Origin of the sequence: Streptomyces luteolus (assembly GCF_029968015.1) — a bacterium.
GTDB classification, from domain to species: Bacteria; Actinomycetota; Actinomycetes; order Streptomycetales; family Streptomycetaceae; genus Streptomyces; species Streptomyces luteolus.
On the sequence record NZ_JASCIS010000012.1, the window covers coordinates 56,161 to 75,438 of the forward strand.

A 19,278-nucleotide genomic window follows, 5' to 3' on the forward strand; every position below is an offset into this window, starting at 1 on the left:
GGTTGAGATGCCTCGTAGCCTGAAGAAGGGGCCCTTCGTCGACGACCACCTGAGCAAGAAGGTGGACGCCCAGAACGAAGCCGGTTCCAAGAACGTCATCAAGACCTGGTCCCGACGCTCCATGATCGTGCCGGCCATGCTCGGCCACACGCTCGCGGTGCACAACGGCAAGACCCACATCCCGGTGTTCGTCACCGAGTCGATGGTCGGCCACAAGCTCGGCGAGTTTGCGCCGACCCGCACCTTCCGCGGCCACGTCAAGGACGACCGCAAGTCGAAGCGTCGCTGACGAGGCGGGTGCAGAGACTGATGAAGAACACCGAAGGGACAACCATGGAAGCCAGGGCCCAGGCGCGGTACATCCGCGTCACGCCCATGAAGGCCCGCCGCGTGGTGGACCTCATCCGTGGCATGGACGCCACGGAGGCCCAGGCGGTCCTGCGTTTCGCCCCGCAGGCCGCGTCTGTGCCGGTCGGCAAGGTGCTTGACAGCGCCATTGCCAACGCCGCGCACAACTACGACCACACCGACGCCTCTTCGCTGGTCATCAGCGAGGCGTACGTCGACGAGGGCCCGACCCTGAAGCGGTTCCGTCCGCGTGCTCAGGGCCGTGCCTACCGGATCCGCAAGCGGACCAGCCACATCACCGTGGTCGTCAGCAGCAAGGAAGGAACCCGGTAATGGGCCAGAAGGTAAACCCGCACGGGTTCCGGCTCGGTGTCACCACGGACTTCAAGAGCCGCTGGTACGCCGACAAGCTGTACAAGGACTACGTCAAGGAAGACGTCGCCATCCGTCGGATGATGACGTCCGGCATGGAGCGCGCCGGCATCTCGAAGGTGGAGATCGAGCGCACCCGTGACCGTGTCCGCGTGGACATCCACACCGCCCGTCCGGGCATCGTCATCGGCCGTCGTGGCGCCGAGGCCGACCGCATCCGCGGTGACCTCGAGAAGCTCACCGGCAAGCAGGTCCAGCTGAACATCCTCGAGGTCAAGAACCCCGAGACCGACGCTCAGCTGGTTGCCCAGGCCGTTGCCGAGCAGCTGTCCTCCCGCGTCTCCTTCCGTCGCGCCATGCGCAAGAGCATGCAGTCGGCGATGAAGGCGGGCGCCAAGGGCATCAAGATCCAGTGCGGCGGACGTCTCGGCGGCGCCGAGATGTCGCGCTCGGAGTTCTACCGCGAGGGCCGCGTGCCCCTGCACACGCTCCGCGCGAACGTCGACTACGGCTTCTTCGAGGCCAAGACGACCTTCGGCCGCATCGGCGTGAAGGTCTGGATCTACAAGGGCGACGTCAAGAACATCGCCGAGGTCCGCGCCGAGAACGCTGCCGCCCGCGCGGGTAACCGCCCGGCTCGCGGTGGCGGCTCCGACCGCCCGGCCCGTGGTGGCCGCGGTGGCGAGCGTGGCGGTCGCGGTCGCAAGCCGCAGCAGCAGCAGGCTCCGGCCGCCGAGGCCCCCAAGGCCGACGCTCCCGCCGCTGCCGCTCCGGCTGCTGAGAGCACCGGAACGGAGGCCTGACCGAAATGCTGATCCCCCGTAGGGTCAAGCACCGCAAGCAGCACCACCCGAAGCGCAGCGGTATGTCCAAGGGTGGTACGCAGGTTGCGTTCGGCGAGTACGGCATCCAGGCGCTCACCCCGGCGTACGTGACGAACCGTCAGATCGAGGCCGCTCGTATCGCGATGACCCGTCACATCAAGCGTGGCGGCAAGGTCTGGATCAACATCTACCCGGACCGCCCCCTCACCAAGAAGCCCGCCGAGACCCGCATGGGTTCCGGTAAGGGTTCGCCGGAGTGGTGGGTCGCCAACGTCAAGCCCGGACGCGTCATGTTCGAGCTGTCGTACCCCAACGAGAAGATCGCGCGCGAGGCGCTGACTCGTGCGGCCCACAAGCTGCCGATGAAGTGCAGGATCGTCAAGCGCGAGGCAGGTGAAGTGTGATGTCGGCCGGAACCAAGGCGTCCGAGCTGCGCGAGCTGGGCAACGAGGAGCTTGTCGCCAAGCTTCGCGAGGCCAAGGAAGAGCTGTTCAACCTCCGTTTCCAGGCGGCGACGGGACAGCTCGAGAACCACGGCCGGCTCAAGGCCGTCCGCAAGGACATCGCCCGGATCTACACCCTCATGCGTGAGCGTGAGCTCGGCATCGAGACGGTGGAGAACGCCTGATGAGCGAGAAGAACGTGACTGAAGAGACTGCCGCCCGCGGCTTCCGCAAGACCCGTGAGGGTCTGGTCGTCAGCGACAAGATGGACAAGACCGTCGTCGTCGCTGTCGAGGACCGCGTCAAGCACGCGCTGTACGGCAAGGTCATCCGCCGTACGAACAAGCTCAAGGCGCACGACGAGCAGAACGCTGCCGGCGTCGGCGACCGCGTCCTCCTGATGGAGACGCGTCCGCTGTCGGCGACCAAGCGCTGGCGCATCGTCGAGATCCTCGAGAAGGCCAAGTAATTCTCCGAGGGGCATCCCCCTCGGAGTTCGTTCCGCCAGGCTCCCGGGGCAGTTCGCCGAACTGCCCCGGGGGAACCGGCAGACAAACAGGAGATAGACGTGATCCAGCAGGAGTCGCGACTCAAGGTCGCCGACAACACTGGTGCGAAGGAAATCCTTTGCATCCGTGTTCTCGGTGGCTCGGGTCGCCGCTACGCGGGCATCGGTGACGTCATCGTCGCCACCGTCAAGGACGCGATCCCCGGTGGCAACGTGAAGAAGGGTGACGTCGTCAAGGCGGTCATCGTTCGCACCGTCAAGGAGCGCCGCCGTCCGGACGGCTCGTACATCCGCTTCGACGAGAACGCCGCCGTCATTCTGAAGAACGACGGCGACCCTCGCGGCACCCGTATCTTCGGCCCCGTGGGCCGTGAGCTGCGCGAGAAGAAGTTCATGAAGATCATCTCGCTCGCGCCGGAGGTGCTGTAAGCATGAAGATCAAGAAGGGCGACCTGGTCCAGGTCATCACCGGTAAGGACAAGGGCAAGCAGGGCAAGGTCATTGCCGCTTACCCGCGCGACGAGCGTGTCCTGGTCGAGGGTGTCAACCGGGTCAAGAAGCACACCAAGGCCGGCCCCACGGCCTCCGGCTCGCAGGCCGGTGGCATCGTCACGACCGAGGCCCCGATCCACGTCTCCAACGTCCAGCTGGTCGTGGAGAAGGACGGCAACAAGGTCGTCACGCGCGTCGGTTACCGCTTCGACGACGAGGGCAACAAGATCCGCGTTGCCAAGCGGACGGGTGAGGACATCTGATGGCTACCACCACCACTCCGCGTCTGAAGACGAAGTACCGCGAGGAGATCGCGGGCAAGCTGCGTGACGAGTTCAAGTACGAGAACGTCATGCAGGTTCCCGGCCTCGTGAAGATCGTGGTCAACATGGGTGTGGGCGACGCCGCCCGCGACTCCAAGCTGATCGAGGGCGCCATCCGCGACCTCACCACGATCACCGGTCAGAAGCCGGCCGTCACCAAGGCCCGCAAGTCCATCGCGCAGTTCAAGCTGCGCGAGGGTCAGCCGATCGGTGCCCACGTCACGCTCCGTGGCGACCGCATGTGGGAGTTCCTGGACCGCACCCTGTCGCTCGCGCTTCCGCGCATCCGCGACTTCCGTGGTCTGTCCCCCAAGCAGTTCGACGGCCGTGGCAACTACACCTTCGGTCTCACCGAGCAGGTCATGTTCCACGAGATCGACCAGGACAAGATCGACCGCGTCCGGGGTATGGACATCACCGTGGTCACCACGGCGACCAACGACGCTGAGGGCCGTGCGCTCCTTCGTCACCTCGGCTTCCCGTTCAAGGAGGCGTGAGCGAGATGGCGAAGAAGGCTCTGATTGCCAAGGCTGCTCGTAAGCCCAAGTTCGGTGTGCGTGGCTACACCCGCTGCCAGCGCTGCGGCCGCCCGCACTCCGTGTACCGCAAGTTCGGCCTGTGCCGCGTGTGCCTCCGTGAGATGGCTCACCGTGGCGAGCTGCCGGGCGTGACCAAGAGCTCCTGGTAGTCCCGTACTTCGGGATTCCGGAAGCTCTCGGTAAGTAAAGGGCTCGGTCAGGTGCCCTGCCCTCCATGGCTTAGGCTAGGAGGGTTGGGCGCCTGACGCCCGTACGACTTACTACGCCGTAGGTCCCCGCGCCGCACCCGTCCTGCCTCTGAGTGGGGAGAGGGATGGCGCATACAGGAAACCCCGGCGAGAGAGGCCGAAGGCCAATTCATGACCATGACTGATCCGATCGCAGACATGCTTACGCGTCTGCGGAACGCGAACTCGGCATACCACGACCAGGTGTCGATGCCGCACTCCAAGATCAAGTCGCACATCGCGGAGATCCTCCAGCAGGAGGGCTTCATCACGGGCTGGAAGGTCGAGGACGCCGAGGTCGGCAAGAACCTCGTCCTCGAGCTGAAGTTCGGCCCGAACCGTGAGCGCTCCATCGCGGGCATCAAGCGGATCTCCAAGCCCGGTCTCCGGGTTTACGCGAAGTCCACCAACCTGCCGAAGGTCCTGGGCGGCCTGGGTGTGGCGATCATCTCCACCTCCCACGGGCTCCTCACCGACAAGCAGGCCGGCAAGAAGGGCGTAGGCGGAGAAGTCCTCGCCTACGTCTGGTAACGGAAGGGAACGGAGGAAACAGCTATGTCGCGTATTGGCAAGCTCCCCATCACGGTTCCCGCCGGCGTGGACGTCACCATCGACGGCGGTACGGTCGCGGTCAAGGGCCCCAAGGGCTCGCTGACCCACACCGTCGTGGCGCCGATCGAGATCGCCAAGGGTGAGGACGGCGTCCTGAACGTCACCCGCCCCAACGACGAGCGTCAGAACAAGGCCCTGCACGGCCTGTCCCGCACGCTGGTGGCGAACATGATCACCGGCGTGACCCAGGGTTACGTGAAGAAGCTCGAGATCAGCGGTGTCGGTTACCGCGTCCTGGCGAAGGGCTCCAACCTGGAGTTCTCGCTCGGCTACAGCCACCCGATCCTGATCGAGGCGCCCGAGGGCATCTCGTTCAAGGTCGAGTCGCCGACCAAGTTCTCGGTCGAGGGCATCGACAAGCAGAAGGTCGGCGAGGTTGCGGCCAACATCCGCAAGCTGCGCAAGCCCGACCCGTACAAGGCCAAGGGTGTCAAGTACGAGGGCGAAGTCATCCGCCGCAAGGTCGGAAAGGCGGGTAAGTAAGCCATGGCATACGGGCAGAAGATCCTGAAGGGCGACGCTTACAAGCGTGCTGCCATCAAGCGTCGCCACATCCGTATCCGGAAGAACATCTCCGGTACGGCGGAGCGTCCGCGCCTGGTCGTCACCCGCTCGAACCGCAACATCGTCGCCCAGGTCATCGACGACGTGAAGGGTCACACCCTCGCGTCCGCTTCGACCCTGGACGTTTCGATCCGCGGTGGCGAGGGCGACAAGTCCGCGCAGGCCAAGTCCGTCGGCGCCCTGGTTGCCGAGCGCGCCAAGGCCGCCGGTGTCGAGACCGTCGTGTTCGACCGTGGTGGTAACCAGTACGCCGGGCGCATCGCCGCCCTGGCGGACGCCGCCCGCGAAGCCGGCCTGAAGTTCTGAGTCGGTTCCGTAGCTAGCGGAAACAGAGAGAGGTAATTCCAATGGCTGGACCCCAGCGCCGCGGTGGCGGTGCCGGTGGCGGCGAGCGGCGGGACCGGAAGGGTCGCGACGGTGGCGCTGCTGCCGCCGAGAAGACCGCGTACGTTGAGCGCGTTGTCGCGATCAACCGCGTCGCCAAGGTTGTGAAGGGTGGTCGTCGCTTCAGCTTCACCGCGCTGGTCGTGGTGGGCGACGGTGACGGCACCGTGGGTGTCGGTTACGGCAAGGCCAAGGAGGTGCCGGCCGCCATCGCCAAGGGTGTTGAGGAGGCCAAGAAGCACTTCTTCAAGGTCCCCCGTATCCAGGGCACCATCCCGCACCCGATCCAGGGCGAGAAGGCCGCGGGCGTCGTCCTGCTCAAGCCGGCTTCCCCCGGTACCGGTGTTATCGCCGGTGGCCCGGTGCGTGCCGTGCTCGAGTGCGCCGGCGTTCACGACATCCTGTCGAAGTCCCTGGGCTCCGACAACGCGATCAACATCGTGCACGCGACCGTGGAGGCCCTGAAGGGTCTGCAGCGTCCCGAGGAGATCGCGGCTCGCCGTGGTCTGCCGCTCGAGGACGTCGCTCCCGCGGCTCTGCTGCGTGCGCGTGCCGGGGCTGGTGCGTAATGGCGCAGCTCAAGATCACGCAGACGAAGTCGTACATCGGCAGCAAGCAGAACCACCGCGACACCCTGCGCTCCCTTGGTCTCAAGGGCATCAACACGCAGGTCGTCAAGGAGGACCGCCCCGAGTTCCGCGGCATGGTGCAGACCGTCCGCCACCTCGTGACGGTCGAGGAGGTCGACTGACATGGCGGAGCAGAACCCGCTGAAGGTCCACAACCTCCGTCCGGCCCCCGGCGCCAAGACCGCCAAGACCCGTGTCGGTCGTGGTGAGGCGTCGAAGGGTAAGACGGCCGGTCGTGGTACCAAGGGCACGAAGGCCCGTTACCAGGTTCCGGAGCGCTTCGAGGGTGGCCAGATGCCGCTCCACATGCGCCTCCCGAAGCTGAAGGGCTTCAAGAACCCGTTCAAGACCGAGTTCCAGGTCGTGAACCTCGACAAGCTGGCCGCGCTCTACCCCGAGGGTGGAGAGGTCACCGTCGAGGGCCTCGTGGCCAAGGGTGCCGTTCGCAAGAACAGCCTCGTCAAGGTCCTGGGCCAGGGCGAGGTCTCCGTGGCGCTGCAGGTGACGGTCGACGCCGTCTCCGGCTCCGCCAAGGAGAAGATCACCGCCGCGGGCGGTACCGTCACCGAGCTCGTCTGAGTAACTCAGACGAGGTCGCGATGACTTGAACGATCCCACCGGGGATGCCTCACAAATGGGGCATCCCCGGTTGGTCGTTCCAAGGGGGGCACGTACGCCGGTAAGGTGGCGTGCACTTGCTACTTTCCGGGCGGTCTGCTTACGGCTCACCGCGCGGTTCTTGCCCTGAAACGTATTTGTCGATCCTCAAGACCGTCACCTCTGACGCAGTAGCGCGGGGGTCGCAGGAGGCACCGTGCTCACCGCGTTCGCCCGGGCGTTCAAAACGCCCGACCTGCGCAAGAAGCTGCTCTTCACACTCGGCATGATCGTGATCTACCGGATCGGTGCGCACATCCCGATTCCGGGCGTCAGCTATACCAACGTCCAGGTCTGCATGGACCAGGCGAACCAGAGTCAGCAGGGTCTGCTGTCGCTGGTCAACATGTTCAGTGGTGGCGCGCTTCTCCAGATCACCATTTTCGCGTTGGGCATCATGCCGTACATCACGGCGAGCATCATTCTGCAGCTGTTGACCGTGGTGATCCCGCGGCTCGAAGCGCTGAAGAAGGAAGGGCAGTCGGGCCAGGCCAAGATCACGCAGTACACGCGTTATCTGACGGTCGCCCTCGCCGTTCTGCAGGGCACCGGCCTTGTCGCCACCGCCCGTAGCGGCGCTCTGTTCCAGGGCTGCCCGGTCGCCAGCGAGATCGTTCCTGACCAGTCGATCTTCGTGACCATCACGATGGTCATCACGATGACCGCCGGTACGGCCGTGGTGATGTGGCTCGGCGAGCTCGTCACCGACCGCGGCATCGGCAACGGCATGTCGATCCTGATGTTCATCTCGATCGCGGCCGGCTTCCCCACCGCCCTGTGGGCCATCAAGCAGCAGGGTGACCTCGCGGGCGGCTGGATCGAGTTCGGCACCGTGATCCTGGTGGGCCTGTTCATGGTCGGCCTGGTCGTCTTCGTCGAGCAGGCGCAGCGACGCATCCCGGTGCAGTACGCGAAGCGCATGATCGGTCGCCGTTCCTACGGCGGCACGTCGACGTACATCCCGCTGAAGGTGAACCAGGCGGGTGTGATTCCCGTCATCTTCGCTTCGTCGCTGCTCTACATTCCGGCGCTGATCGTGCAGTTCTCCGGCAATTCTCAGGCCGGCTGGGCCCAGTGGATCCGGAACAATCTGGAGCCAACGGACGCTCCGGTGCACATCACGCTTTACTTCCTTCTGATCGTCTTTTTCGCCTTCTTCTACGTGGCTATCTCGTTCAACCCCGAGGAAGTCGCGGACAACATGAAGAAGTATGGTGGCTTCATCCCGGGCATCCGGGCTGGCCGACCCACTGCTGAGTACCTGAGCTACGTGCTCAACCGGATCACCTGGCCGGGGTCGCTGTACTTGGGCCTTATTGCTCTCGTGCCGACGATGGCGTTGGCGGGCTTCGGAGCGAACCAGAACTTCCCGTTCGGCGGGACAAGCATCCTGATCATCGTGGGTGTGGGTCTGGAGACCGTGAAGCAGATCGAGAGCCAGCTCCAGCAGCGTAATTACGAAGGGTTCCTCCGCTGATGCGTATCGTCCTTGTCGGGCCGCCCGGTGCGGGCAAGGGAACGCAGGCCGCGTTCCTGGCCAAGAACCTGTCGATCCCGCACATCTCCACGGGCGACCTGTTCCGCGCCAACATCAGCCAGCAGACGGAGCTGGGCAAGCTGGCCAAGTCCTACATGGACGCCGGCAACCTGGTTCCGGACGAGGTCACCATCGGCATGGCCAAGGACCGCATGGCGCAGCAGGACGCCGTGAACGGCTTCCTGCTCGACGGCTTCCCCCGCAATGTCTCGCAGGCCGAGTCGCTCGACGAGGCGCTCAAGGTCGACGGTGTGAAGCTGGACGCGGTCCTGGACCTGGAGGTCCCAGAGGACGAGGTGGTCAAGCGCATCGCCGGCCGCCGCATCTGCCGCAACGACTCGGCGCACGTCTCCCACGTCGAGTACAAGCAGCCCAAGGCCGAGGGCGTCTGCGACGTCTGCGGCGGCGAGCTGTACCAGCGCGGTGACGACAAGGAAGAGACCGTACGCAAGCGTCTCGAGGTCTACCACCGCGAGACCGAGCCGATCATCGACCACTACCGGGCCCAGGGCCTGGTGGTCACCATCTCCGCGCTCGGCGAGGTCGCCGACGTGACGGACCGGGCGATGGCGGCGCTGCAGAAGTCCGCCTAGGACGCGGCGGCTGCGTAGCGGCACAACCACACAGCAGCATGCAGAACGTACGGCCGCGGTGACCGATTGGTCCCCGCGGCCGTACTGTTGAGGTCCAGCGGTATCAGATCCAGCAGCGGTAGTACCGAGAACAGCGGCGGAAGGCACAGCAAGGTCATGGTGGAGATCAAGACTCCCGAGCAGATCGCGAAGATGCGTGAGGCGGGCCTTGTCGTCGCCGCCATCCACGAGGCCACCCGCGAGGCGGCCGTCCCGGGTGCCACCACGAAGGACCTGGACGACGTGGCGCGCAAGGTGCTCGCGGAGCACGGCGCGAAGTCCAACTTCCTTGGCTACGGCGGCTTCCCGGCCACGATCTGCACGTCCAAGAACGAGGTCGTCGTGCACGGCATCCCGAGCGAGGACGTCGTCCTGGAGGACGGCGACATCATCTCGATCGACTGCGGCGCGATCATCGACGGCTGGCACGGTGACGCCGCGTACACCGCGTTCGTGGGTTCCGGGCACGCGCCCGAGCTGGTCGAGCTGTCGCGGGTCACCGAGGAGTCGATGTGGGCCGGCCTCGCGGCGATGAAGCTCGGCAACCGGCTTGTCGACATCTCCAAGGCCGTCGAGTCCTACATCCGCCGCCAGCCGCGCCCGGCCACCGGTAAGTACGGCATCGTCGAGGACTACGGCGGCCACGGCATCGGCTCGCAGATGCACATGGACCCGCACGTCCTGAACTACGTCGAGCGCCGCCGCGGCCGCGGCCCGAAGCTGGTGCCCGGCATGTGCCTGGCCATCGAGCCGATGGTGAGCCTCGGCACGCCGCGTACGAATGTGCTCGAGGACGACTGGACGGTGGTCACGACCGACGGCACCTGGTCCTCGCACTGGGAGCACTCGATCGCGCTGACCGAGCAGGGCCCCCTGGTCCTCACCGCCCGCGACGGCGGCAAGGCGAAGCTCGCGGAGTACGGGGTCACGGTGGCTCCGGATCCGTTGGGCTGATCGTCGGCGGAGTGCGGGGCACGACTGCCCCCCGACCCGTTGGCCCAGTGATCCGCTTAAGGATCTCCCGTTCGGGGCATTCTCTCTGGATTCGTCTTTCCGAGTGCTCTGACGTAGACTGACTCGTCGGCTCTCGTGTATCCGCATGTCTGCATGCAAAACCGCATGTCAGACGGGCGGCCAGCGAAGAAGTCGATCAAGGTAGTCGATTCGAAGGGCAAAGCGTGGCCAAGAAGCAAGGTGCCATCGAGATCGAGGGCACTGTCGTCGAGTCTCTGCCGAACGCCATGTTCAAGGTCGAGCTCCAGAACGGCCACCAGGTCCTGGCACACATCAGCGGCAAGATGCGCATGCACTACATCCGCATCCTCCCTGACGACCGGGTCGTGGTGGAGCTGTCTCCGTACGACCTGACGCGTGGCCGGATCGTCTACCGGTACAAGTAGATCTTGCCTGCATCCCGCTCTTCGCGGGGTGGTGGCACCTGACCCGGAGAACCTCACCCAATGAAGGTCAAGCCGAGCGTCAAGAAGATCTGCGACAAGTGCAGGGTGATTCGCCGTCACGGCCGAGTCATGATCATCTGCGACAACCCGCGCCACAAGCAGCGCCAGGGCTGACGCAGGTCTGCATCCGCAGATCTTCGCGCGACGCATAGCGATACGTACATACGCAGGACCCGCCTCTCTTCAGTGATGGAGGGCGACACCCCCGGTCGGAGGCCGGGGACCCGGTTCGTACCGAAGCCTCGTCAGAGGTGGACGGCGGGCGGGAGCGGCCCTGTGGAAGACCTCCGAAGAATCAACTGGAGCCATTAAATGGCACGCGTTTCCGGTGTTGACATCCCGCGCGAAAAGCGCGTGGAGGTCGCCCTCACCTACGTGTTCGGCATTGGCCGGACGCTCTCCCAGCAGACGCTGGCCGCCACCGGCGTGAACCCGAACACCCGCGTTCGTGACCTGGCCGAAGAGGACCTGGTCAAGATCCGCGAGTTCGTGGACAACAACATCAAGACCGAGGGTGACCTCCGTCGTGAGGTTCAGGCCGACATCCGCCGCAAGGTCGAGATCGGCTGCTACCAGGGTCTGCGTCACCGTCGTGGCCTGCCCGTGCACGGTCAGCGCACCAGCACCAACGCTCGCACCCGCAAGGGCCCGCGTCGCGCCATCGCCGGTAAGAAGAAGCCGGGCAAGAAGTAGTCCGCAGCGGACGCTCGTCAGCGGTCTTCGCTGTAGGACCGACCACCTCCCGTAGGAGTATGAGATGCCCCCCAAGGGTCGTCAGGGCGCTGCCAAGAAGGTGCGCCGCAAGGAAAAGAAGAACGTCGCTCACGGCCACGCGCACATCAAGAGCACGTTCAACAACACGATCGTGTCCATCACGGACCCGACCGGCAACGTGATCTCGTGGGCCTCCGCCGGCCACGTCGGCTTCAAGGGCTCGCGCAAGTCCACGCCGTTCGCCGCGCAGATGGCCGCCGAGTCGGCTGCCCGCCGCGCCCAGGAGCACGGCATGCGCAAGGTCGACGTCTTCGTCAAGGGCCCGGGTTCCGGTCGTGAGACCGCCATCCGCTCCCTGCAGGCCACCGGCCTCGAGGTCGGCTCGATCCAGGACGTCACGCCGACGCCGCACAACGGCTGCCGTCCGCCCAAGCGCCGCCGCGTCTGACCTTCGGGTCGTCGCAGGCCGCTTGGTCTGAGGATTTCGGGCGGTACGGCTCTTTCGGGTCGTGCCGCCCGTACCCTTGTAGTGCTAGTCGGGCATCAAATAGCGGGTGCCCCTGACTGAAGGAACGCAACATGCTGATTGCTCAGCGTCCCTCGTTGACCGAAGAGGTCGTCGACGAATTCCGCTCCCGGTTCGTGATCGAGCCGCTGGAGCCGGGCTTCGGCTACACCCTCGGCAACTCCCTCCGCCGCACCCTCCTCTCGTCGATCCCCGGCGCCGCTGTCACCAGCATCCGGATCGACGGTGTCCTGCACGAGTTCACCACCGTGCCGGGCGTCAAGGAGGACGTCACCGACCTCATCCTCAACATCAAGCAGCTGGTCGTCTCGTCCGAGCACGACGAGCCCGTGGTGATGTACCTGCGCAAGCAGGGCCCGGGTCTGGTCACCGCCGCCGACATCGCGCCCCCGGCCGGTGTCGAGGTGCACAACCCCGACCTCGTCCTCGCCACCCTCAACGGCAAGGGCAAGCTGGAGATGGAGCTGACCGTCGAGCGCGGTCGCGGTTACGTCTCCGCCGTGCAGAACAAGCAGGTGGGCCAGGAGATCGGCCGTATCCCGGTCGACTCCATCTACTCGCCGGTTCTCAAGGTCACGTACAAGGTCGAGGCCACGCGTGTCGAGCAGCGCACCGACTTCGACAAGCTGATCGTCGACGTCGAGACCAAGCAGGCCATGCGCCCGCGTGACGCCATGGCGTCCGCCGGCAAGACCCTGGTCGAGCTGTTCGGTCTGGCCCGCGAGCTCAACATCGACGCCGAGGGCATCGACATGGGCCCGTCCCCGACGGACGCCGCCCTGGCCGCCGATCTGGCGCTGCCGATCGAGGAGCTGGAGCTCACCGTTCGGTCGTACAACTGCCTCAAGCGCGAGGGCATCCACTCCGTGGGTGAGCTCGTGGCTCGTTCCGAGGCCGACCTGCTCGACATCCGCAACTTCGGTGCGAAGTCGATCGACGAGGTCAAGGCGAAGCTGGCGGGTATGGGCCTGGCGCTCAAGGACTCGCCTCCCGGCTTCGACCCGACCGCCGCCGCGGACGCCTTCGGCGCGGACGACGACGCGGACGCCGGTTTCGTGGAGACCGAGCAGTACTGATTGCTGCCCGCAGGCGTCCGTCTGCGGGGCCCTGACTCCGGTACCTGATACGGCCGGGGCAGACACTGAGGAGAAACACCATGCCGAAGCCCGCCAAGGGTGCCCGTATGGGCGGCAGCGCGTCGCACGAGAAGGCGATGCTGGCGAACCTCGCCAAGTCGCTCTTCGAGCACGGCCGCATCACCACCACCGAGGCCAAGGCGCGCCGTCTGCGTCCGGTCGCGGAGCGCCTGATCACCAAGGCGAAGAAGGGCGACATCCACAACCGTCGCCAGGTGCTGCAGACCATCACGGACAAGAGCATCGTGCACACGCTCTTCACCGAGATCGGCCCGCGGTACGAGAACCGCCCGGGTGGTTACACCCGTATCACCAAGATCGGTAACCGCCGTGGCGACAACGCGCCCATGGCCGTCATCGAGCTGGTGGAGGCCCTGACCGTGGCCCAGGAGGCCACCGGTGAGGCCGAGGCCGCGACGAAGCGTGCCGCCAAGGACGCCGAGGCTGCTCCGGCGGCGGAGTCCACGGAGGCCTGAGCCTCCGGCTCCGGGTCTTGAGCGGGTCCACCCCTTTGCGGGTGGGCCCGCTTTTCGTTCCCACAGCGGTGAGAATGGGTGTTCTGGGTGAGTGATGAAGTGGCCGACGGGTTCGTACGCGTACGGCTCGATCTGTCGTACGACGGCAAGGGCTTCTCCGGCTGGGCCAAGCAGCGCGAGGGGCAGCGGACCGTCCAGGGGGAGATCGAGGACGCGCTGCGTACGGTGACCCGGTCGAAGGAGACCTTCGAGCTGACCGTCGCCGGGCGGACCGACTCCGGGGTGCACGCGCGCGGGCAGGTGGCGCACGTCGACCTGCCCGAGGAGCTGTGGGCAGAGCACGCGGAGAAGCTGCTGCGCCGCCTTGCCGGGCGGCTGCCGCACGATGTGCGGGTGTGGAAGGCCGAAGAGGCGCCCACCGGCTTCAACGCGCGGTTCTCGGCGATCTGGCGGCGGTACGCGTACCGCGTCACCGACCACCCCGGCGGTGTCGACCCGCTGCTGCGCGGCCATGTGCTGTGGCACGACTGGGAGTTGGACGTCGACGCGATGAACACGGCGGCCCGGCAGCTGATCGGCGAGCACGACTTCGCGGCGTACTGCAAGAAGCGCGAGGGCGCCACGACCATTCGTACGCTGCAGGAACTCAGCCTGGTGCGCGGTGAGGACGGGATCGTCACCGCGACCGTGCGGGCCGACGCCTTCTGCCACAACATGGTGCGCTCGCTGATCGGCGCGCTGCTGTTCGTCGGCGACGGCCACCGGGACACCGACTGGCCGGGCAAGGTGCTCGCCGCGCGGGTGCGGGACTCGGCCGTGCATGTCGTACGGCCGCACGGCCTGACCCTGGAGGAAGTCGGCTACCCCGCCGACGCGTTGCTCGCCGCCCGCAACCGGGAGGCGCGCAACAAGCGTTCGCTGCCGGGGGATTCCGCTGGGCTAGCCGAGGCCGGCTGCTGCTGAGGCCTGCATCGCGCCGCGCTTGTGGATCTGCTGGAAGGCGAGCCCCTGCAGGTCCTTGGCGATGGCGAAGACCTTCTCGTCCTTGTTCGTGACCGCCTTGCCGTTGGTGAATCCGGCGGTCGTGAAGTAGCCGTAGCGGCCGTAGGAGTTGATGGTCGTGAAGCACGTCGACGTACGGCAGAAGGACGGGACGCCCTTGCCGGGGAGGGACATGACGTTGCCCTTCTTGTCCGCCTCGTCCTTCGCCTTGTCGGCCTGCTTCTCGTTCTCGAAGACCGCGACGCCGATGGTCACGGCGACGCCGTCCTTCACGTACGTGACGCGCATCAGGCGCTCGCAGTCGTTGGCGTTCAGGACCGGGCCGAGCGTGCCCTGGGTGGCGTCCGCGCACTTCTTGGTGGCGGTCGAATCGCCCTTCTTGTAGACCTCGCTGCCCTTGGTGAACTTCTTGCCGGGGAACAGCGAGTCCACGGACAGCGGAGCCTTGTCCTTCTTCGCGTCGGAGATGAACTCCTTGGGGTCCGGCGGGGGCGGCGCTTTGGTCTCGGCGAACGTCGGGCCGGCCGAGGAGGTGCTGTTCGGGATCTCCTCGGAGGCGGGCAGGTCGTCGGGGTTCTTCGCCTGGTTCTTGCCGTTGGCGGTGACGACGGCGGTGGCGACGATGCCGGCGATCACGGCCGTCGCCAGCGCGCCGCCGCCGATCATCAGCCACTTCTTGCGCCGGTTGCGGGACTCGGAGGCCTCCGCGAGCGCAGCCCAGTCGGGCGCCTGCGACTGGGGTTCCTGCGGTGCGCCGGGGCCCCACTGAGGCCCCCCTTGCCCAAAGCTCATGGGGCGCATCCTAAGGGTTGAGCCGGAGGGGAGGGAGCGCGCGTTACGCACGGGTGATGTGGGCTTCGCGACCTAGCCTCGCCTCCATGTATGCGGTCACATCAGGTGTTATGGCGTGGTTTTCGCGGACTGCTCCCTGGCAGGCCCGGGGCGCGGTGGGCCTCCTTCTGCTCGCCACGGTCGTACGGGTGGGGCGCGGCTCCGCCGACGGGGGGATGGACAACGCGATCGTCGTGCGGGCCGCCGAGACCTGGCTGGACGGCGGATCGCCCTACGCCGACCCGCACTTCCTCTATCTGCCGAGCGCGGTCCTCGCCGCCGTGCCCGAAGTCCTCGTCCCCGGCACGGTGTTGAGGTATCTCGCGCCGGCCGTCGTCGTCTGCGGGCTGCTCGTGGGCTGGGGGTGCGCGCTGCGGCTGTACGGGATCGCGTGGCGCAGCCGGTTCGCGGTGCTCGGGCTCGGCGGGCTCGCCCTCGGCTTCGCGCCCTTCGGGCACCTGGTGCAGCTCGGCAACTGGACCGTCGTGTCGGCCGCGGCCCTGCCGCTCGCACTGCTGCTCGCGCACCGGGGGCGGTGGGCGGGCGCCGGGGTGGTGATCGGCGCCGCGATCGCGGTGAAGCCGCTGCTCGTGCCCGTACTGCTGCTCTTCGTGCTCGCCCGCCGGTGGCGCGGCCTCGCCCTTGCCGTGCTCGTGCCCGCCGTGGCCTCCGGGCTCGCCGCGCTCGCGATGCCGGACCCGGCGGGCTTCTTCACTCGGACCCTGCCGTTCCTGTTCAGCGGCGGCGACACCTTCGTACGGCTCTACGAGGCCTCGCCCGGGGCCGTGCTGCCGCGGCTCGGGGTGCCGCAGGCCGTCGCCTCGGCGGTGGGGCTCGCGGGGGCGGGCGCGGGGGTGTGGTGTGCGCGGCGGCGGTGGCGGTGCGGGGGCGCAGGAGAGGCGGAGGCGGCTGCCGGGCGGATCGCGGAGAGCGCGGTGCTGGTGATGCTGTCGGCGTTCCTGGTCTCTCGGCCCTCGTACGACCACTACCTCCTTGTCGTCGTGCCGCTGCTGCTCGCCGGGGTCGTGGCCGAGGGGGCGCCCGCGCGGACGCCGTGGTTCTGGCTCGCGCTGCTCCCGCAGGTGCCGGGGTTCGTGTGGCCGTGGCTGGAGGCGGGGGAGCGGCGGGCCTTCAAGGACGCGGTCACGCTGTGTCTCCTGGCCGTGACGGTCGCCGTGAGCTGTGCGCGGCGGGGGTCGGCTACCGTGGAGACGGCAGATCCGCCCGGTGCGCAGGCGTCGGCGGTGCCGGCCTCCAGAGCCGCGTTTTGACCCTTCCGGGGCGGCGCGGGTATTCTCGGCGGTTGATACGTATTGGCTTCGTCGTTCTCACGCGTTGGGCCCTTACGTAGGTTCCCTGGAGCAGTTACCAGTGGCTCGCATACGGGCAGCGTCCCCGGCATTGTGTGCCCCAGCTGCATGATCGCTTCCTGGGTGCCGTGTGTCTGGACCCCATCCACTGAAGAAGCGAAGGCTACGAAGTGCGTACGTACAGCCCCAAGCCCGGCGATGTCACTCGCCAGTGGCACATCATCGACGCGCAGGACATCGTCCTGGGCCGTCTGGCGACTACGGCAGCGAACCTCCTGAGGGGCAAGCACAAGCCGACTTACGCCCCGCACATGGACATGGGCGACTTCGTCATCATCATCAACGCCGACAAGGTTCACCTGTCCGGCAACAAGAAGACCCAGAAGATGGCGTACCGCCACTCCGGTTACCCGGGTGGTCTGCGCTCCGTCCGTTACGACGAGCTGCTTGAGAAGAGCCCCGAGAAGGCTGTCGAGAAGGCCGTCAAGGGCATGATCCCCAAGAACTCCCTGGGTCGTCAGATGCTCTCGAAGCTGAAGATCTACTCGGGCGACCAGCACCCGCACGCTGCCCAGCAGCCGGTGCCGTTCGAGATCACCCAGGTCGCGCAGTAATTCCGGCCACAGCCCCTAAGACGTAAAGAAAGATCTGAGGAGAATCGTGGCCGAGACCACCGTTGAGACGCCGGTCGAAGAGACCGAGATCGTCGACGTAGAGCAGTACACCACCGAGTCGGACGCGCCCGTCGAGGGCGAGTACACCTCGGAGTCCAACGCCGCGCGCTTCGGCGACCCGCAGCCGGCCGCCGGCCTGGGCCGTCGCAAGAACGCCATCGCCCGCGTCCGGATCGTCCCGGGCACCGGCAAGTGGAAGGTCAACGGGCGCACGCTCGAGGACTACTTCCCGAACAAGGTCCACCAGCAGGAAGTCAACGAGCCCTTCAAGGTGCTCGAGCTGGACGGCCGTTACGACGTCATCGCCCGTATCTCGGGTGGCGGCGTCTCCGGTCAGGCCGGTGCGCTCCGTCTCGGTGTCGCCCGCGCCCTGAACGAGGCCGACGTCGAGAACAACCGCGGCGCCCTGAAGAAGGCCGGTTACCTGAAGCGTGACGACCGTGCGGTCGAGCGCAAGAAGGCCGGTCTCAAGAAGGCCCGTAAGGCCCCGCAGTACAGCAAGCGCTAATCGCTGCCTGCACACTGCACCTCGAACGCCCCGGCGGCACGCTCTGTGCTGCCGGGGCGTTCGTGTTATCAACCGCGTGGGGCGTATAACGACAGAAGCGCTCAACAGCGCATGTTCGGAGCAGCAGATACGTTCCGAAGGCTTCAGGAAAGTACGGAGGACACCAGTGGGACGACTCTTCGGCACGGACGGCGTGCGCGGTGTCGCCAACGCGGATCTGACGGCCGAGCTGGCGCTCGGACTCTCCGTCGCGGCGGCGCATGTACTCGCCGAGGCGGGCACATTCGAGGGCCATCGGCCGACGGCTGTGGTCGGGCGTGATCCGCGTGCGTCCGGGGAGTTCCTGGAGGCCGCCGTGGTGGCGGGCCTGGCCAGCGCCGGGGTGGACGTGCTGCGCGTCGGCGTGCTGCCGACCCCGGCGGTCGCGTACCTCACCGGTGTGCTCGGTGCGGACCTCGGCGTGATGCTCTCCGCCAGCCACAACGCCATGCCGGACAACGGCATCAAGTTCTTCGCACGCGGCGGCCACAAGCTCGCCGACGAGCTGGAGGACCGCATCGAGGCCATCTACGAGGAGCACCGCACCGGCGCCCCCTGGGAGCGGCCGACGGGTGCGGGCGTCGGCCGCGTGAAGGTGTTCGACGAGGGCCTCGACCGGTACGTGGCGCATCTCATCGGGGTGCTGCCCAACCGGCTCGACGGGCTGAAGATCGTCCTCGACGAGGCGCACGGCGCGGCCGCACGGGTCTCGCCCGAGGCGTTCGCGCGCGCCGGTGCCGAGGTCGTCACGATCGGCGCCGAGCCGGACGGCCTGAACATCAACGAAGGCTGCGGCTCGACCCACTTGGAGCTGCTGCGCGCCGCCGTCGTCGAGCACGGCGCCGACCTCGGCATCGCGCACGACGGCGACGCCGACCGCTGTCTCGCCGTGGACCACACCGGTGAGGAGGTGGACGGCGACCAGATCCTCGCCGTACTCGCGCTCGCCATGCGGGAGCGGGGTGCGCTGCGCAAGGAGACCGTCGTGGCGACGGTGATGTCCAACCTGGGCTTCAACCTGGCGATGGAGAGCGAGGGCGTCGCGCTCGTCCGGACCGCCGTGGGCGACCGGTACGTCCTGGAGTCGATGAAGGAGAACGGCTACGCGCTCGGCGGCGAGCAGTCCGGGCACGTGATCATCCTCGACCACGCGACGACCGGTGACGGCACGCTGACCGGCCTGATGCTGGCGGCCCGGGTCGCGCAGACCGGCCGGAGCCTCAAGGAGCTCGCGGGGGTCATGCGGCGGCTTCCGCAGGTGCTCATCAACGTCCCGGACGTGGACAAGTCCCGCGTCGCCACGTCGGCCGAGCTGGCCGGCGCGGTCGTTGAGGCGGAGCGCCAACTGGGCGCCACCGGACGGGTGTTGCTGCGCCCTTCGGGGACGGAGCCGCTGGTCCGCGTCATGGTCGAGGCCGCCGACATCGAGCAGGCCCGGTCGGTCGCCGAGCAGCTCGCCGACGCGGTGAAGTCCTCGCTCGGCTGAGCGGATCCAGGCGGAGCCAGGCGGA

The 19,278-nt window shown here is 67.0% G+C and carries 31 protein-coding genes; 30 read left to right on the forward strand and 1 reads right to left on the reverse strand.

Going from position 1 to position 19,278, the window contains the following annotated elements:
• Positions 1-7: 7 nt before the first annotated feature.
• From rpsS to truA, 26 genes are all read left to right on the forward strand, one after another.
• Positions 8-289, forward strand: a complete 282-nt coding sequence (rpsS, locus tag QIT00_RS14030; protein WP_282535568.1) for a 30S ribosomal protein S19 — start codon at positions 8-10, stop codon at positions 287-289.
• Positions 290-333: 44 nt separating this feature from the next.
• A complete protein-coding gene (rplV, locus tag QIT00_RS14035) occupies positions 334-681 on the forward strand; it encodes a 50S ribosomal protein L22 (protein ID WP_004571827.1) in 348 nt (115 codons plus the stop codon).
• Positions 681-1,523, forward strand: a complete 843-nt coding sequence (gene rpsC, locus QIT00_RS14040) for a 30S ribosomal protein S3 (RefSeq protein ID WP_282535569.1) — start codon at positions 681-683, stop codon at positions 1,521-1,523. Before rplV ends, rpsC begins: the two co-directional genes overlap by 1 nt.
• Before the next feature lie 5 nt (positions 1,524-1,528).
• Positions 1,529-1,948: a 50S ribosomal protein L16 gene (rplP, locus tag QIT00_RS14045; protein WP_282535570.1), complete on the forward strand. Its 420-nt coding sequence runs from the start codon at positions 1,529-1,531 to the stop codon at positions 1,946-1,948.
• Entirely contained in the window at positions 1,948-2,172 is a 225-nt protein-coding gene (gene rpmC, locus QIT00_RS14050; RefSeq protein WP_030759371.1) for a 50S ribosomal protein L29, read from the forward strand. The genes rplP and rpmC overlap by 1 nt, the downstream gene beginning before the upstream one ends.
• Positions 2,172-2,456 (forward strand): 30S ribosomal protein S17, encoded by a 285-nt coding sequence (gene rpsQ / locus QIT00_RS14055; protein WP_156722919.1) that lies wholly within the window; start codon positions 2,172-2,174, stop codon positions 2,454-2,456. The genes rpmC and rpsQ overlap by 1 nt, the downstream gene beginning before the upstream one ends.
• Before the next feature lie 99 nt (positions 2,457-2,555).
• Positions 2,556-2,924: a 50S ribosomal protein L14 gene (gene rplN, locus QIT00_RS14060; RefSeq protein ID WP_093613756.1), complete on the forward strand. Its 369-nt coding sequence runs from the start codon at positions 2,556-2,558 to the stop codon at positions 2,922-2,924.
• Between the two features lie 2 nt (positions 2,925-2,926).
• Positions 2,927-3,250, forward strand: coding sequence for a 50S ribosomal protein L24 (gene rplX / locus QIT00_RS14065; protein ID WP_018543913.1), 324 nt, complete (start codon positions 2,927-2,929; stop codon positions 3,248-3,250).
• The gene (gene rplE, locus QIT00_RS14070) at positions 3,250-3,807 is read left to right on the forward strand and encodes a 50S ribosomal protein L5 (RefSeq protein ID WP_053661885.1); all 558 of its coding nucleotides are present in this window, start codon (positions 3,250-3,252) and stop codon (positions 3,805-3,807) included. The genes rplX and rplE overlap by 1 nt, the downstream gene beginning before the upstream one ends.
• Positions 3,808-3,812: 5 nt before the next feature.
• The gene (locus QIT00_RS14075; RefSeq protein WP_003948630.1) at positions 3,813-3,998 is read left to right on the forward strand and encodes a type Z 30S ribosomal protein S14; all 186 of its coding nucleotides are present in this window, start codon (positions 3,813-3,815) and stop codon (positions 3,996-3,998) included.
• Between the two features lie 210 nt (positions 3,999-4,208).
• A complete protein-coding gene (gene rpsH, locus QIT00_RS14080; protein ID WP_282511156.1) occupies positions 4,209-4,607 on the forward strand; it encodes a 30S ribosomal protein S8 in 399 nt (132 codons plus the stop codon).
• A 24-nt stretch (positions 4,608-4,631) separates the two neighbouring features.
• Positions 4,632-5,171 carry a 50S ribosomal protein L6 gene (rplF, locus tag QIT00_RS14085; protein ID WP_282535571.1) on the forward strand — a complete coding sequence of 180 codons (540 nt, stop codon included), beginning with the start codon at positions 4,632-4,634 and terminating at the stop codon, positions 5,169-5,171.
• Between the two features lie 3 nt (positions 5,172-5,174).
• On the forward strand, positions 5,175-5,558 hold the full coding sequence (rplR, locus tag QIT00_RS14090) for a 50S ribosomal protein L18 (protein ID WP_282511154.1): 384 nt from the start codon (positions 5,175-5,177) through the stop codon (positions 5,556-5,558).
• 41 nt (positions 5,559-5,599) lie between these two features.
• Entirely contained in the window at positions 5,600-6,205 is a 606-nt protein-coding gene (gene rpsE / locus QIT00_RS14095) for a 30S ribosomal protein S5 (protein WP_030788249.1), read from the forward strand.
• On the forward strand, positions 6,205-6,387 hold the full coding sequence (rpmD, locus tag QIT00_RS14100; protein ID WP_030567278.1) for a 50S ribosomal protein L30: 183 nt from the start codon (positions 6,205-6,207) through the stop codon (positions 6,385-6,387). Before rpsE ends, rpmD begins: the two co-directional genes overlap by 1 nt.
• 1 nt (position 6,388) lies before the next feature.
• The gene (gene rplO / locus QIT00_RS14105) at positions 6,389-6,844 is read left to right on the forward strand and encodes a 50S ribosomal protein L15 (RefSeq protein ID WP_282511150.1); all 456 of its coding nucleotides are present in this window, start codon (positions 6,389-6,391) and stop codon (positions 6,842-6,844) included.
• 235 nt (positions 6,845-7,079) lie between these two features.
• Complete coding sequence (gene secY, locus QIT00_RS14110; protein WP_282535572.1) at positions 7,080-8,399, forward strand: preprotein translocase subunit SecY; 1,320 nt, start codon at positions 7,080-7,082, stop codon at positions 8,397-8,399.
• Entirely contained in the window at positions 8,399-9,052 is a 654-nt protein-coding gene (locus tag QIT00_RS14115; protein WP_282535573.1) for an adenylate kinase, read from the forward strand. Before secY ends, QIT00_RS14115 begins: the two co-directional genes overlap by 1 nt.
• Positions 9,053-9,208: 156 nt before the next feature.
• A complete protein-coding gene (gene map / locus QIT00_RS14120) occupies positions 9,209-10,045 on the forward strand; it encodes a type I methionyl aminopeptidase (protein ID WP_282535574.1) in 837 nt (278 codons plus the stop codon).
• Positions 10,046-10,269: 224 nt separating this feature from the next.
• Positions 10,270-10,491: a translation initiation factor IF-1 gene (gene infA / locus QIT00_RS14125; RefSeq protein ID WP_003948620.1), complete on the forward strand. Its 222-nt coding sequence runs from the start codon at positions 10,270-10,272 to the stop codon at positions 10,489-10,491.
• Positions 10,492-10,551: 60 nt separating this feature from the next.
• Positions 10,552-10,665 (forward strand): 50S ribosomal protein L36, encoded by a 114-nt coding sequence (gene rpmJ, locus QIT00_RS14130; RefSeq protein WP_003948619.1) that lies wholly within the window; start codon positions 10,552-10,554, stop codon positions 10,663-10,665.
• A 198-nt stretch (positions 10,666-10,863) separates the two neighbouring features.
• Entirely contained in the window at positions 10,864-11,244 is a 381-nt protein-coding gene (rpsM, locus tag QIT00_RS14135; protein ID WP_282535575.1) for a 30S ribosomal protein S13, read from the forward strand.
• Between the two features lie 64 nt (positions 11,245-11,308).
• Positions 11,309-11,713 (forward strand): 30S ribosomal protein S11, encoded by a 405-nt coding sequence (gene rpsK, locus QIT00_RS14140; RefSeq protein ID WP_003948617.1) that lies wholly within the window; start codon positions 11,309-11,311, stop codon positions 11,711-11,713.
• Between the two features lie 131 nt (positions 11,714-11,844).
• Positions 11,845-12,867 (forward strand): DNA-directed RNA polymerase subunit alpha, encoded by a 1,023-nt coding sequence (locus QIT00_RS14145; RefSeq protein ID WP_003966937.1) that lies wholly within the window; start codon positions 11,845-11,847, stop codon positions 12,865-12,867.
• 80 nt (positions 12,868-12,947) lie between these two features.
• Positions 12,948-13,403 carry a 50S ribosomal protein L17 gene (rplQ, locus tag QIT00_RS14150; protein WP_282535576.1) on the forward strand — a complete coding sequence of 152 codons (456 nt, stop codon included), beginning with the start codon at positions 12,948-12,950 and terminating at the stop codon, positions 13,401-13,403.
• Between the two features lie 87 nt (positions 13,404-13,490).
• Positions 13,491-14,366 (forward strand): tRNA pseudouridine(38-40) synthase TruA, encoded by an 876-nt coding sequence (gene truA / locus QIT00_RS14155; RefSeq protein ID WP_282535577.1) that lies wholly within the window; start codon positions 13,491-13,493, stop codon positions 14,364-14,366.
• Here the strand turns inward: truA and QIT00_RS14160 are convergent.
• A complete protein-coding gene (locus QIT00_RS14160; protein WP_282535578.1) occupies positions 14,343-15,197 on the reverse strand; it encodes a hypothetical protein in 855 nt (284 codons plus the stop codon). The two genes, truA and QIT00_RS14160, sit on opposite strands and share 24 nt — an antisense overlap.
• A gap of 110 nt (positions 15,198-15,307) precedes the next feature.
• Here QIT00_RS14160 and QIT00_RS14165 point away from each other — a divergent pair, with 110 nt between their 5' ends.
• From QIT00_RS14165 to glmM, 4 genes are all read left to right on the forward strand, one after another.
• Complete coding sequence (locus QIT00_RS14165) at positions 15,308-16,507, forward strand: glycosyltransferase 87 family protein (protein WP_282535579.1); 1,200 nt, start codon at positions 15,308-15,310, stop codon at positions 16,505-16,507.
• Between the two features lie 209 nt (positions 16,508-16,716).
• On the forward strand, positions 16,717-17,160 hold the full coding sequence (gene rplM / locus QIT00_RS14170; protein ID WP_282511129.1) for a 50S ribosomal protein L13: 444 nt from the start codon (positions 16,717-16,719) through the stop codon (positions 17,158-17,160).
• A gap of 46 nt (positions 17,161-17,206) precedes the next feature.
• The gene (rpsI, locus tag QIT00_RS14175) at positions 17,207-17,728 is read left to right on the forward strand and encodes a 30S ribosomal protein S9 (protein WP_282535580.1); all 522 of its coding nucleotides are present in this window, start codon (positions 17,207-17,209) and stop codon (positions 17,726-17,728) included.
• Between the two features lie 166 nt (positions 17,729-17,894).
• Positions 17,895-19,253, forward strand: a complete 1,359-nt coding sequence (gene glmM, locus QIT00_RS14180; RefSeq protein WP_282535581.1) for a phosphoglucosamine mutase — start codon at positions 17,895-17,897, stop codon at positions 19,251-19,253.
• The last annotated feature ends 25 nt before the right edge of the window (positions 19,254-19,278 follow it).